We start from the raw sequence: 13,569 nt of genomic DNA, 5'->3' as shown, positions 1-13,569 counted from the left end.
CTTAGTATCGGATTAGTCTGACGGGTATAGATTCGCGAACAAGGAACCTAAAGAATTCCCTTTCTAATTCTTTTGAATTCGTAATATTGCCAAAGCAGATAACCAGGTTGTTCCCGAAGCCAAGAACTCCGCAATTTACCTTGAGCGCTTTATTGGGTGGTGGTGGAATAAAAACAAAGTAGTCGATCAGGTGATCTGCTTCCGCCAGGGAAACTTTTCCAAGGTTCGTAATAACTCCACTATAGCGGCTTGTTCCCGCAATTTTATATGTCATATTCAGGATCAGTGATTTTATAAATAGCGGCGTATTTTTTAGCCAGACATTTCGTTCAGCACCGACATTCCTGGCGATTATTTTATTGATTAGTTTTTTATCCGTCTCCAGCTGCATGAAATGGTGTACCGTTTTTACGACTTCCTCAAATGTATATTCTCCCAAGGCTACGTCTATTTCGGGCGTAACGAAAAGCGAGAAGTTTCGCATCGTCTGCGATGGATAGAGCCTTCTCAGGTTCACAGGCACTTGTATTCTGAGGATTTTTCTCGAACGCTGTTTTTGAACATTTGAGAGACGATTAAATATACTTTGCAGGGAGTATAGATATATAGCCACAAGATATTCGGTAACTGAAATCCCATAGGTCTTTGCCTTGCGGGTGACTTCGCTTAAAGACACCTTGCTCACCAGTACATTAAAATGCGCAGGCACGCGAAGCTGAAAAGGAAGATGGAATGACCGGGGCTTCTTGTTAGGTGACGGTATATTTCTTCGGAAATATTTAGCGTATCCGTCTTCAAATTCCTCTAACGCTGGCATATCATCGGGATGGAGGGCTGTAATATTAGTCTCAACGGACTGACCGCAAGCATCGAAATAGGCAAGCACGAGTGTTTTCAGAAACTCCAACCCGCCACCACCATCGGTTAATATATGCGAAAACTCTACACTAACGCGATTGTCACTCACTAACACTCTGAATATCAAATCGTCTTTTTCAAACGCACGGCATGGTATAGATACATCCGGCTGCAGCGGAATCGCTTCATTATGAAAATCAAGGTAATACCAGAAGAACCCTTTTTTGGGTTTTACTTTGTAGTAGGGGAATCGATCCTCAATTCTGTTAATAGCGTCTAGGAAAGGTTTGATTCTGATGCGATCTTTTAATACGCACGACAATCGGAATACAGCGGTGAACTCCTCATTTAGAACGGCCGGGTATATTTTTGCTGCGTTATCCAGTGGCATCCAAAAGAACTTCTCAGCAGGGACCGCGGGACTTTTTTTGAAAGCGAATATCGATTGTTCCGTTAACATATATACCATGGTTTAAGACACACCTGCCTTCAATCCAGTACCCATACAGAATAGTATATATTACAGATTCATCTATTTTATAGGGTAGCTTCCGGGATGGCCATGATTACTACCGCAACATCGATTTTCGAACCTGTACCAGGTCATCTAGATTAATATCAAATCGAGGAATCAGGAATGCCCGATGACGTACAGCACCAATAGATATAGAGATACTTCCCTGGTTTATTTTTGCCATTATGTCTTCGGTGTTTAAAAAAACCTGCCCCAGATCAATCGCCTTCAGCGTATCTCCCCTGAACAATTCGTGGGCGAGATTTTTTACGGCATCATTTGCCGATGCAAAACCTGCAAGTTTTTCCCATTGGTCAGCGACTATATTTTTTAGCCTGTATAGCACAAAGGGATATATAGCATTTTTAAAGGACACAATTTTGTACGTACAGACAGCATCTTCAGCATCATCATCCGTGAAGAAACAATTGAAATATATGGGGTTATTCATACGATGGTGTTTACTTTTTTAACAGGAAGCAATGTAAAGATGGAGATTGCATCTGTGCTTAACGTTATACGCGAAGCAGAAGAAGTTACAATATTTACAGATGTTTGATCCGGAAGCATTTACGCCCTGAATCAGTAAATTTTATAATATGTATCCGTATACGTGTAAATGCAGCGAGGCAACGATTGGGTATTTTTGTGTTGTTTTAAAAGATAGTATCCCTACGAACGCTGAAACGAACGCGTGCCATCTTATAGGGATTAGCTCAACGGAAGCTCAAAATTATGCGCAATTAGTAGCATACAACCCTTCTTGTCCGCGGACGATTAGGTTATTCTGAGTTTATAATGGCTTTATAAATGAAATCATAAGCAGCTCTCGATTGTGATCAAAACTTCACATGACCACAAGTCTATGTACTTATTTGCTTTTCCTATAAAGGATAGAGCAGCAGTGAGGGTAAATGAAATTATGAATTCTGAAGAATCATCAAATACAAGGCTGCCGGAACTTGAACGCCTCAAGCAGGAGCTTGTTAGTGCGCATGCAGAATTGAGAAAAAGAGATCTTGAGCTGCGATATTTACAGGAGGATGTAAAGAGATCGCGGGACTATTTGGAACAGCTTATTTTTATTTCAAATCATAATTTGCAGGAGCCACTGCGTAAAATTGTAACGTTTTCCAATAGGTTGCTGGCACCAGGCGTGAAAATGAGCGAATTCGCCAGGCTCTATGTGCAAAAGATTAATACGTCCAGCCTGCGCATGTCTGCCCTCGTAAAAGACCTGGTACGCTTTTTAAACCTTAAACGCGATGATGCTACAATAGCCAGTATAAACCTTAGTGAAATGTTGGAGGTTGTTATTGCCGACTGTGCAGCGGTGATTCGCGAGAAGAAAGCAATTGTGTCTGGTAATATACTGCCGACTATTTTTGGAAATCCAATTCAGATACGTTGTCTTTTTTATAACTTGTTGAGTAATGCGTTGAAGTTTTCCAGAGAACGTCCCACAATTAGTATTTTCTCCCGAAGGGCAGCGCAAGATGATTACTACAGGCATCCGGAACTAACGGATCATCAATATTTCTGTATACGTATCTGTGACAATGGTATCGGATTCGATGAGAAATATAAAGCGAAAATGTTCATGCTTTTTCAACAAATACATACACCGTGCGATTTGCATGGAACAGGTGCCGGGCTGGCTATCTGCAAAAAAATAGTGGAAGATCATGGCGGTTTTATTTTTGCCAACGGCATAGCAAACAAGGGCGCTGTATTTACCATATTTCTTCCCGTTTACAATTTGTCCGGGGAGCGTCTTGCAGAAAGCATATCGGCAGGAAGCTGCCTGGACCGAAACGACATGGAAGATGTTTAAGGGGATATACATCTGTTTCTACTATTATACCTGCTGCTACATCATTGAGACTCAAAAAATGAATTTACCGGATACAGTTTAATGAAGCTTTATATTAAATATATGGTGAGTCTTCGGTGTAAGATGATTGTAAAGGATGCATTGGAAGCAATGGGCCTGCGGTATACCTCACTTGACTTGGGAGTAGTGGAAACCCTGGAAGATCTTACCCCCGAACAGCTTTTAAAATTTAAGCAGAAACTGTCCTATGCCGGATTAGAATTGCTGGATGATAAAAAGAGCATTCTGATCGATCGTATCAAAACCGTTATTATCGAAATGATACATTACTCCGAAGAAATACCCAAAGTAAACTTTTCAATTTACCTCAGTCAAAAACTGAACTACGACTATACGTACTTGTCGAATATATTCTCGGAAGTAAAAGGAATGACGATCCAGCATTTTATCATTATCCATAAAATTGAACGAGTAAAAGAGTTGTTGTTGTACGATGAGTTAAACCTTACCGAAATTTCATACAAGCTTCATTATAGCAGTGTTGCTCATTTGTCGAATCAGTTTAAAAAAATAACCGGACTCACGCCTTCATTTTTTAGGAAACTGCGGAAGAGGCGTCAGGGCAACCTGGAAGATCTCTGAATATATATCTATACTTTGCCGAGTACCGTTTCATTCATTTTGCCAGCGTCCGTTTTTGTGACCATTACCAAATGCAGAAATGTACCGGTAATAATGCCCTGTATAGCACCCGATACTATACAGGAAAGTATAATTACGAGTACATTAAAAATAAATGAAGTAGTATGTGTAAATACAGATAAGGCAGCGTAAAGAACCATGAACGAAAGCATCCATCCGATGGCGTTGGCCATGATCCATGTTTCGGCATGGCGGTAGTGTTTTCGGATTATGAAAAACTGTGGCGTGCTGATTATGCCGCCAAAGGCCAGACCCGCAAGTCCCGTATAAAGCATCGAATGATAATCACCAATCAGGTCGAAGCTGGAAAGGAAAGCAATAAATACTACAGAAGGAGGCAGTATCGAAAGCCACCCAACGATCACAGCGATGGTCGTTGTCAATATCCAGGCAACAGGTTTAAAGTTCGTGACCAGTAGTGAAATGGATTTCCATTGTGTGTACCCAATGATGAAACCTTCCGCAGCACCTGCAATAAGCAGGATGGTAAACGGAAATAAGGAGGTGTAATCACCGTTGTCGTTGGATAAATTCATAAACATAATTCTTCCGATCGCAGCCGCTGCAGCGATGCCCATCAATTCACCAATGGAATAGTTCATCACCCACTGGAACCAGAATTTTTTATAGATTTTCATTTTTTAAAGTTTAGATGGTATCAGTCGCACGCTAAAGTTCGCATAATATATACTCCGTAATTTTATATAGTTTTGACGATTTGTTGCACGATTCACGGGTGCTTTCATTAATCCGTATTTTTTTTACAGGATATATATGTGTCAACAATTATCTGTAATAAATGCAATTTTTTCTGACATTCCTGTAGCAGGAATCTAACGCGGTCCAGGTAGTTTGGTAGTAAAATGGATTGAGTGTTATGATAAGAGGTATATCTTCCACAATCATTGTATTTGCCAGTACAGCGGTAATAGTAACGGTTTTTCTATTCTACTTGGTAATCCGGTATAGCATGCTTACAACGGGTCCGTATCCGCTTCTGTTCCGGGCGTTTGTCATTACGCTACTTGTTATTTTTACTGTACTGAATGTGTATATATTGGGAAGAATTGTCATGAAAAGCCTTCGTTTTCATGACAAGGTTTTTATCAGCCAGGAGTGGTTCACCAAAATGATGGTAGGCATGGACGAGGCTATCATTGTTACAGATAAGGCGGGCTCCGTTACGTCTATGAATGGAAGAGCAGAAGAGCTTACCGGGTGGACATCCGTAGAATCGATAGGCAAGCCAATCGATATGATCTTCGATATTGTTAACGATCACACCAAACTTCGTGTGGAGAGTCCGCTCAACACAGTTCTGAAAAATAACTGCATTGCACCGCTTGCCAATCATACTATACTCATCAAAAAAGATAAGACACAGCACTATATTGTTGATAGCGCTATCCCGATCCATGATAAGCATTCATCTGTTATAGGAGGTGTGTTGATCTTCCGCGACATTACGGAATTAACGATGAGCCAGCGGACATTAGTGGAAATGGAAGAAATGTTAAATGGCATTATTGAAAACACTCCATTACTATTCACAGTGAAGGACCTGGAGGGAAAGTTTCTCCATGCTAATCACCGGTTTAAAGAAGTTTTTAATGCTGAAGATGTTGAACTAACGGGCAGGAATCATACGAATCATTACCATGGTGAACAAGCTGCCGCCTCTGACAGGATAGATCTTCAGGTCGTAAAGTTAAATCGGTTGATTGGATATGAACAACGAATACATCATGCCGATGGAACCGTTCGTAGTTATCAGACTGCCAAGTTTCCGCTACACAATGAACAAAATGAAATTCGCGCGGTATGCACAGTATATATTGAAGTGACGGATCGGAAGAAAAGCATCGAAATGTATAGTCGTTTGATAAAACAGGAAATCGCGCTTGAGAGTGGAGTATATAATGGCGAACTTATCCGGAGTCTTCCTTGTATGTTCTTCACTTTGGATCGTCACTCCAACATCACCAGCTTTAATGAAGCCTGTGAGAAATTTACAGGGAAGTCGGCCGAGCAAATGCTTGGAAAAAAACTGGACGATGTCTTTGCGGGTATAGGATCAACTTTTTTGAAAGTATACCATGAGGTAAAGCGGACCGGTGTTGACAAAGATTTTACTGTGGATTTTGCGAGTCATGGCAATGTGTACATCTTTCAAGTGAATATATATCGAACGCCGAAAGGGATAGCAATTTTGCTGCAGGATGTAACACCCCACAAACAGGCAGAAGAGAAAGCGCGTTCCCTTACTGAAAAGCTCGAGACTCGTAATGAGGAGCTTCAACAGTTTGCGTATTCTCTTTCTCATGATCTTCGTACGCCCATCAGCAGAATATTGGGACTTGTATCTATATCTGACGTAGATGCATCGTTTAAAATCAAGAATAAAACGATTCTGGAAACCATACGTGAACAGATCATCGATTTGGATAACGTGATAAAAGATATGAATGCTACCATTGCATTACGTGATGCTAAGAATGCTTACTACGTGATGTTTGAAGATGAACTGGTTCTGATCAGGAAAGTACTTGAACATGAAATTGCAGAAGCCAGTGCCGTTATTACTTCTTCCTTTCAGAATGCCGAAGGGCTTGTAACAGTAAAAAGTTACCTGCATAGTATTATGTATAACCTCCTCTCAAACGCATTGAAATATAGGCTCCCCGATATACCCTTGTTGATCGACCTGCACACGCAACGATTGGATCATTTTATTCTTCTCACCGTAAAAGACAACGGGATGGGAATAGATTTGACGAAGAGCGGCAAACAATTATTTGGATTGTATAATAGATTCCATGGAAGTAAAATTGAAGGAAAAGGTATAGGACTGCACTTGGTAAAAACTCAGGTTGAGTTCTTGGGCGGACGGGTAGAGGTGCAAAGCACGTTAGGGGAAGGAAGTATGTTTAAAATATTCTTGCCGGTGCAGTCTGCGTCTGTGTGAATAAATCAAAATGTATTTAGACTCATATCTTCGTAGCCGCTTTTTATAATAGTAGAGATCATCTTAAAACGTACGTTGGCCTTTATGGAGTTTCGCGCATGCGCAGGAATGATAATAGCTTGACCTATTTCAAGTATAGTTGACTCATCGTTGATGACAATTTCAGCTTGCCCGTCAATTACCTGGATAAAGGTGTCGAAAGGAGATGTTTTTTCACTCAATACTTCTCCTGAATCAAATGAAACTACACTGACGTTGCCGGTGGTCTTTTTAATGATCGTTTTGATGACTACTGAATTGGGAACATATTCAATGATTTCAACGATAATAAAGAATTTCGATTTTTCAACTTCACTATTTTCCATCTGTCTTTTTTGATAAAGGATTTACTACAAAGGACTGGCTTTTGAACAACGATATCGTTACAATATATTTCGAGATTGTTGCATACATCTCATGTTGCCCGGCATTGTGGTTAACATTGTAAAAAGTATGATGAGTAGCGAGATTTCGTACGTGCGAACGTTGAATTCATGCCGTGATATCCAACAAGTAAGTATATTTCTGACAGGAATAAAAAAATGGAAGGCCTTCCGACACCTTCCATCAACTCTATCTCAAAGTAACTAGTTGTTATCTGATTTCTCTTTCGCAGCGGCTGCTTTCTTTTTTTGTGCATCTGCTGCTTTACGGGACTTCTGTGCTTTTTTTTCGGCTCGGTAAGCGTTCTTCGATTCTTTCGCTGCGCTATTCGCATCACGCTCTACGCGGCTTGCTTCTTTCGCCTTTACCTGGGCGTCAGATTTTTTAGTTTTAAGATCGGACATCTTCTCCTGGTTTTTGGTATTCTGTTTTTTTACCTGGTCGTTTTTATCAACCTGCGCCAGGCTGTCCATTCTTTCATGCTCCTCTTTGCTCATCAACGGAGGCTCTTGAGCAAATACCCTAGTAGTTAAAAGAAGTGAGCTTGCTAAGGCTAATGTCAAGATAATTTTTTGTGTTTTCATAATGTTTTGCCATGCATAAGAGCATTGACATATATACAACAAGGACGGTCAACGTAACGTTGCAATAGTTCGATATATTATTAATATATATACTATTTACAGGAATGATTTAGATACGGGTATTTGATGCCTTATTATGAGCATATTTATATACAATATATTGAATGGTGATTTCACACCTCTATCGGTTATGTGTTCTCAGCACTGTTCGTGCTGGTCTTTGTATATTATATATATATGTCAGATGAAATTGTTGTTTAGTTTTTGGGAAAGAGTTTAAGCCTTTTTATTTTTTTTATATGCCTGTGCTGCGTTTAATGCAGCGCTCTCATATAATGCGCGTTGGAGTGAGGTGATGGTATAGGCGTTAACTTGATAAATACACCACGCCTGATAGGCCCGAGAGACAAGGATGTACCGATGGGATGAGTGGTGGCACGTTTTTGTCTGACTAGTATAGTATTTCGCGGATACTATAAGAACAAAGAGATATGAAGATAGAGCAAGCACCATTGGTTAAGGTGATACATGTTGTATCCCGCATTGAGCTAAAGCAACTTTTAACAAGTATATTTAAATACAGTGCAGCCGTAGGGTTCCGATATAGGCTCATTGATGATGTGTGGAGACCTGATTTTATGAAAGTGAACCAACTCACCGAAAGAGGTGTAATGCTGGAAACAGACCATGGTAGCAGGCTTTTATTTATTCCGAATCTTTCTGCGATTGCCCAATTTGAATTAGACGATAGCTGGGGACAATTTGAACCTTATTTGCATTACAATGTATTTAGCGGAACTGCGTATATACCTGTGCGGACAAAAACGCAAATCAGGTTGAAGATATTGAAGTAAATATGGCGCGATGCACGAACACGTATATGCGTTGATATGCCTTCTTTATTCCAGTATTGCCGGTGTGCCAATATCCGGTATACGTTACCCGTAAACATTCAGCTGTGGGAGAATCAATGTGACCATAAAATTATGAGCTATAGAACCAACTCAGACAACATTTATCCAGAGGGTACACTAATCACTGCACATGTCAATCCTGCTTTGCAGTTGAAGATTATGAAGTACTACCAGCGCATTTATTACTGCGCTATTGTTGGGAAAGAGACACAAAAGCAACTGGCGTACTTCGAACGTGAGTTGATACCGCCTGCGGGTTTTTCTGAGATTAGAAATCATTAATTAGAAATCATTAGTAGATGTCTATAGGTGATTTAACTATATAAAATCCGCCTGTGCCGTGAACACGATGACAGCGAAGTTTATGCATGCATCGGGTTCTTCACAAAAAATGGGTAGGGTGATGTGCAAGAAGCAAAGTTTAGTAATAAACCTTCAAAACGAATCTTATGAATGATAAAAAAAATCCGGAGGAATTGTGGGCAATGCAAAAAGCGAAACTGAAATTGATATTTGCTCATCTTCATGAGGACGACTTTCAATACGATTATGGAAAGAAAGATGTAATGTTAAAGAATCTTGAATTAAAGCTAGGTAAATCAAGAGAAGAACTTGAGCAACTGCTGTTGGGATTATAGTGCAATGTGAGTTACATCTGTTTTTCTAGGCTTAACGGATATAGGTTAGTATATATCGGATGTGAGTTGGTTAGAAGAATTTGTATCCAACCATAAATTGATAATAGACTAACCGATACCGAGGTGTGGCGCTGGTTTCATTTTGTCTGTTGTCCAGTAAATCGAACGCCAATCTTGGACTAAAGGTAAATTGCTTTTTAGTAATCTCGAAGCCAATTATAGCAGATATCGTGTGTGTACGAAGTGCGTCAAGATTGAATTCGTCCCGTGTCGATTGGGAAGGTTCTCCTGAGAACTGGTCGCGCTGTTTTAGGAGGTACGAATACTGGGGGCCGGCCATAACTTTGAAAAAGCTTGTGGGCTTGAATGCTACAAGCACAGGTACATCAAGGTATGTTGTTGTACGTTTCAGGTTGTAGTTCTCTGCAAAGAGCAGACCACTAGCCTGCACACTGCGTTGTGATAGGTGCACCTCCGGACGCAGTAAAATATATTTGCCCAAAGGTATATCTGCAAACACAGCGATAGCAAGCCCAACCTTAGGCTCTACGTTAAATACTTCGCCTTCTGTACTGTAAGCACTTGCTATATTCATACCTGCCTGTATTCCGATCGACCATGGTGAATTGGCGAAAGAGAACGAGTATAGTGTGCTATCGGTTTGTGCTTTTCCGGCTGGTAGTAACGTTGTACATGCCAGTATTATAAGTAGTGCCTTTTTCATAAGATGATATATTCTAAGATGATATATTCAATGCGTGGTGTTATCTACAAACAGAGAAATCCATTGATATTTCTATGCTAGGAAACATCTCTGGATTTGCACTGTCTCTTAGATAATCTCTTTACAAAGGTCCGGAAACGCTGCGGAACTGTGTTATATCGGAGTGTGATTTTGTTACATATATCCCAGTAGTCAGAAAAGCGTCCGTGATATATATAACTTTTACCTGCTTCAATGTAAAACAAATAAGAATAAAGTGAGTCATCTTTGTGTTAATGATCGAATCTAAAGATCTATCCGCTTGTCGGTAAAGAGAGGTGATGGTAAACGCATCTGTTGGTTTGATGGATGCCCGTCTCTAGAATTCGATAAATGTGAAATAGTATATATATAACCAACTGAAAAAATGATACAAATAATAAGAAAGTTTCTTGATGAAATCGGGCTTATCTGGCCTTTTACATCCACTCCAGCTCCGTTGACATTTACACGGGTTGTTGAGAAATTTGATGCTGCAGATCGGTATCTTCGCCCTCTTAAGCACAAAATATAATCCAATGTCAGTTTATATACTGGCTTTGGGCGTTTAGTGGTAAATGCAGAGACTACTGAAATTACTATGCTGGAGAGGCGTGCTCATAGAAGATCCTTCGCAAGAAGGTATTTTCTAGGAGCACTGCTTACTGTTGAACAGAACGTATATATATAAGATCACTAATAATCTTTTACGAGTGATATAAAGTTCTTTTCCCGCAGGTTTATACAATGCATGCGTTGAGCACGAAGGGAACGATTAGCTACTTATAGGCACACGTTCAAGAGAACCGTTGCCACGATGGTATAGCTTGTTTATGATTTGAACTAAATTATTTTTGTAATGAATACATTTGCAATAGGCGATGTAGTTAAACTTTCATCGGCTGATGTGATGATGACGATTAATTCCGAAGCTGCCAATAATAACTATGTTGAATGTATCTGGTTTAATGCAAAGGGAAAGCCTGTTCGACAGGACTTTCACGTTGATGCTCTCGAATATGTGAGAAGTCGGGTTCCTAATCCGAAGGACGTGACGCAAATTTTGTGACGCCCGGTTTTGTTTTTTTTTATCTATTCATAGTGACTGGGAGCTATACATTCCTGCCAATATTCAATAATTTTTTTTAAGGTCCCTTTTAGTTTATCCATTGTGTTAGGCTTTATGAAAAATCCCTGTATCGACATTGCATAAGCGTCAAGGACTGCCTTCTTTGTTCCACCGGTAGTAAAAAACAGGTAGGGAATACACTTCGTTTGAAGTTGCTCATTCGTGAAGATCTTACTTCTCAATTCAAACCCGTTTATCTTCGGCATATTGATGTCTGAAAGAATGAGAAAAGGTTGCACATCCGTTCGGTTTAAATAGTGAAGCGCTTCATCACCATCAACGAAATAAATAATCTCGTTTTCATATCCCAGTTCGCTGAATATCTCGACCAAGATTGCCTGGTCGTCCATATCGTCTTCAATTACTACTATTGGTCCTGCTTTATTCATAAATTTATATACTAGTGTGAGGGTTTATAAATCAATCCGGGGCAACGATTGGCTGCCAAAGTGAACCGGAAACAATCACCAGGTAGCTTTTGACTCGCGTGGTATTTTGTCTTGTACGATTAATAGTTGAATGTACACATAATTGTTGGACAACAGTGCGAGTTGGGAAAGTTTTCAACGCCTGTCCTTTAGTTGCTTCTATTTACGGAATATATACTTCAACACTGAGACAGTGTTGATTTGCAAACCAAAAGGAATTTTATATTGTTGTAGGAATAGTGACAGGTTATTTGATGAGTAGACGCTGCTACAATCTTTGCCTGTTGATAACTATAATGTACCCGAAATTTGATGCGTTGATGTTTGATAGTTCATTTGTTCGGACATTACGATGCATTATTCCGTATAAAACATCAAATCATGACAACACTCCCAATATATTTGAAATGCCGTTTTTTTGATGCCGAAGATGCAAGTACGGTTTACACATTTAAGATTGGTGCAAGTGGAGTTGAGGCGCATCCATTTCAGTTATATAGATTAAAAGATGATGGTCAGGGTAATTGGGAGAATCTTTCTGTTTATGCATCAGTAGACGATGCAGTGATGGTGTTGTTGAAGGAACTTCTTTCTGCTGAACTGACGGACGAAATATATCATGGGCAGGCGACTATCAATCCCGCTGAAATAATAGAAAAAATAAATTTTGGAGAGCGGGCTATAGCGATTTTTAACGATAAGGCACGAGAGCTCTTCAGACTTGATATTGACGTTAGTTTCAAGGACCTGATAGAACGAAACTGACACATGCCAAGTGTTTTCTGCAAATGGTACGCTATAATACACGTTTGGAATAATTGTACATAGCAAAATACAACGTCTGCCCAATATGCATGTTGAAGGAATGAGCTATATAGTCCCGGCTACTTTGTTCTTCGCTTCGTTTTCCCGTTGCTTTATATAACGCGTTCGCTACAGCTGCGAAGACAGGATGCAGCGAACGCAAAGATCTACGTTGCAAACAAATCTGTGAGTGAAATTGCTTATGAACTTGTTTTAAATCCACAGCATTTCACGCGAGTCTTTAAGCAACGTACAGAAGTTACTCCGCTGGAGTATAGGAGTTCGGTGAACTAATTGTTGCATCATCTTCTGTTGTGGAGAGTCAAAAGCGAACTCAGATTTTGGTTAGGTTCAGTCAAGGTAGCGAAAGTACGGCAAAATGCTTGGTGCTGTTTATTTTAGTGTTCACTGGACTTATGGTATAGGATGGATCGGAAGGAAATAGATTTTTGTTATTTTTTACTAAAGTTTTCATAGCGCAATCCTACTTCTAATTTTAAGCTGAACATATACTATATTTCATCTGTAGAAAAAATATCAGCCGGTTCATTAAGAAACCGGAATTTGCCTTGCCGGCTTTGTACGTGCTTCTTCTTTTTTAGGTAGGGTAAGGTTTAATATACCTCTTTCATAATGTGCCTCAATTTTTTCAACATCTACGGTTTGTGGTACAGCGAAACTCCGGCTAAAAGAATGATAATTATACTCGTGCGTTCTGTACTTCCAATCGCTGCCTTCTTCCGTGCGATTATCCTCGTGGTCGTAGGCAATAGTGAGTACAGCATCCTGCAGTTCTACCCGGAAGTTTTCCTTGCGCATACCCGGGGCTACCATCTCCAGCCGGAAATCATCATTGGTTTCTATAATGTTTACTGCCGGTGTCGATACTCCGGTATGGCTGAATGAAGGCTGCCTTACTTTTTGTGTAACGAAGTTGTCGAACAAAGTAGGTACACTAAATCCGTACTCTACCCATTCAGGTATTTCGTTTCGATAAGCTCTTCTTTTTCTAATCAATAGCATACTGTTCCTCC

17 protein-coding genes are annotated in these 13,569 nt (G+C 40.0%); 9 read left to right on the top strand and 8 right to left on the bottom strand.

Annotated features, from left to right (window positions below):
- Position 1: 1 nt before the first annotated feature.
- Together ACFQ21_RS00550 and ACFQ21_RS00545 are read right to left on the bottom strand one after the other, a co-directional pair.
- Positions 2-1,318 (bottom strand): hypothetical protein, encoded by a 1,317-nt coding sequence (locus ACFQ21_RS00550; RefSeq protein WP_377573312.1) that lies wholly within the window; start codon positions 1,316-1,318, stop codon positions 2-4.
- 109 nt (positions 1,319-1,427) lie between these two features.
- A complete protein-coding gene (locus tag ACFQ21_RS00545) occupies positions 1,428-1,823 on the bottom strand; it encodes a hypothetical protein (protein WP_377573310.1) in 396 nt (131 codons plus the stop codon).
- A 414-nt stretch (positions 1,824-2,237) separates the two neighbouring features.
- Between ACFQ21_RS00545 and ACFQ21_RS00540 the strand changes: the two genes are divergently transcribed.
- A complete protein-coding gene (locus tag ACFQ21_RS00540) occupies positions 2,238-3,206 on the top strand; it encodes a sensor histidine kinase (RefSeq protein ID WP_377573307.1) in 969 nt (322 codons plus the stop codon).
- An 81-nt stretch (positions 3,207-3,287) separates the two neighbouring features.
- Positions 3,288-3,848 (top strand): helix-turn-helix domain-containing protein, encoded by a 561-nt coding sequence (locus ACFQ21_RS00535; RefSeq protein WP_377573304.1) that lies wholly within the window; start codon positions 3,288-3,290, stop codon positions 3,846-3,848.
- Between the two features lie 8 nt (positions 3,849-3,856).
- On the opposite strand, the gene ACFQ21_RS00530 is transcribed toward ACFQ21_RS00535, so the two are convergent.
- Positions 3,857-4,546, bottom strand: a complete 690-nt coding sequence (locus tag ACFQ21_RS00530; RefSeq protein ID WP_377573301.1) for a hypothetical protein — start codon at positions 4,544-4,546, stop codon at positions 3,857-3,859.
- Between the two features lie 239 nt (positions 4,547-4,785).
- Here ACFQ21_RS00530 and ACFQ21_RS00525 point away from each other — a divergent pair, with 239 nt between their 5' ends.
- Positions 4,786-6,873, top strand: a complete 2,088-nt coding sequence (locus ACFQ21_RS00525; protein ID WP_377573298.1) for a PAS domain S-box protein — start codon at positions 4,786-4,788, stop codon at positions 6,871-6,873.
- Positions 6,874-6,878: 5 nt separating this feature from the next.
- On the opposite strand, the gene ACFQ21_RS00520 is transcribed toward ACFQ21_RS00525, so the two are convergent.
- Both ACFQ21_RS00520 and ACFQ21_RS00515 read right to left on the bottom strand, forming a co-directional pair.
- Positions 6,879-7,238 (bottom strand): cupin domain-containing protein, encoded by a 360-nt coding sequence (locus ACFQ21_RS00520; RefSeq protein WP_377573295.1) that lies wholly within the window; start codon positions 7,236-7,238, stop codon positions 6,879-6,881.
- Positions 7,239-7,499: 261 nt separating this feature from the next.
- Positions 7,500-7,880, bottom strand: coding sequence for a hypothetical protein (locus ACFQ21_RS00515; RefSeq protein ID WP_377573293.1), 381 nt, complete (start codon positions 7,878-7,880; stop codon positions 7,500-7,502).
- A gap of 491 nt (positions 7,881-8,371) precedes the next feature.
- Between ACFQ21_RS00515 and ACFQ21_RS00510 the strand changes: the two genes are divergently transcribed.
- The 3 genes from ACFQ21_RS00510 (at position 8,372) to ACFQ21_RS00500 (ending at position 9,432) form a co-directional block, all read left to right on the top strand.
- Positions 8,372-8,734, top strand: a complete 363-nt coding sequence (locus ACFQ21_RS00510) for a hypothetical protein (RefSeq protein ID WP_377573290.1) — start codon at positions 8,372-8,374, stop codon at positions 8,732-8,734.
- Positions 8,735-8,866: 132 nt separating this feature from the next.
- The gene (locus ACFQ21_RS00505) at positions 8,867-9,076 is read left to right on the top strand and encodes a hypothetical protein (protein WP_377573288.1); all 210 of its coding nucleotides are present in this window, start codon (positions 8,867-8,869) and stop codon (positions 9,074-9,076) included.
- A gap of 167 nt (positions 9,077-9,243) precedes the next feature.
- Positions 9,244-9,432: a hypothetical protein gene (locus ACFQ21_RS00500; RefSeq protein WP_377573285.1), complete on the top strand. Its 189-nt coding sequence runs from the start codon at positions 9,244-9,246 to the stop codon at positions 9,430-9,432.
- 70 nt (positions 9,433-9,502) lie between these two features.
- Here ACFQ21_RS00500 and ACFQ21_RS00495 read toward each other — a convergent pair whose 3' ends face one another.
- The gene (locus ACFQ21_RS00495) at positions 9,503-10,156 is read right to left on the bottom strand and encodes a porin family protein (RefSeq protein ID WP_377573282.1); all 654 of its coding nucleotides are present in this window, start codon (positions 10,154-10,156) and stop codon (positions 9,503-9,505) included.
- 877 nt (positions 10,157-11,033) lie between these two features.
- On the opposite strand from ACFQ21_RS00495, the gene ACFQ21_RS00490 reads away from it, so the two are divergent.
- Positions 11,034-11,243: a DUF2158 domain-containing protein gene (locus tag ACFQ21_RS00490; RefSeq protein WP_377573279.1), complete on the top strand. Its 210-nt coding sequence runs from the start codon at positions 11,034-11,036 to the stop codon at positions 11,241-11,243.
- 23 nt (positions 11,244-11,266) lie between these two features.
- On the opposite strand, the gene ACFQ21_RS00485 is transcribed toward ACFQ21_RS00490, so the two are convergent.
- A complete protein-coding gene (locus ACFQ21_RS00485; RefSeq protein WP_377573276.1) occupies positions 11,267-11,692 on the bottom strand; it encodes a response regulator in 426 nt (141 codons plus the stop codon).
- A 420-nt stretch (positions 11,693-12,112) separates the two neighbouring features.
- On the opposite strand from ACFQ21_RS00485, the gene ACFQ21_RS00480 reads away from it, so the two are divergent.
- Both ACFQ21_RS00480 and ACFQ21_RS00475 read left to right on the top strand, forming a co-directional pair.
- Positions 12,113-12,496: a hypothetical protein gene (locus ACFQ21_RS00480; RefSeq protein WP_377573274.1), complete on the top strand. Its 384-nt coding sequence runs from the start codon at positions 12,113-12,115 to the stop codon at positions 12,494-12,496.
- Between the two features lie 225 nt (positions 12,497-12,721).
- Entirely contained in the window at positions 12,722-12,829 is a 108-nt protein-coding gene (locus ACFQ21_RS00475) for a helix-turn-helix transcriptional regulator (RefSeq protein ID WP_377573271.1), read from the top strand.
- A 255-nt stretch (positions 12,830-13,084) separates the two neighbouring features.
- Here the strand turns inward: ACFQ21_RS00475 and ACFQ21_RS00470 are convergent, their stop codons facing one another.
- Positions 13,085-13,558: an Hsp20/alpha crystallin family protein gene (locus ACFQ21_RS00470; RefSeq protein ID WP_377573268.1), complete on the bottom strand. Its 474-nt coding sequence runs from the start codon at positions 13,556-13,558 to the stop codon at positions 13,085-13,087.
- Between the last annotated feature and the right edge of the window lie 11 nt (positions 13,559-13,569).

This window comes from Ohtaekwangia kribbensis (assembly GCF_042676245.1).
Classification (GTDB): Bacteria; Bacteroidota; Bacteroidia; order Cytophagales; family Cyclobacteriaceae; genus Ohtaekwangia; species Ohtaekwangia kribbensis.
The sequence above is the reverse complement of the archived record's forward strand: the minus strand, read 5'-3'. Positions and strand labels throughout refer to the sequence as shown.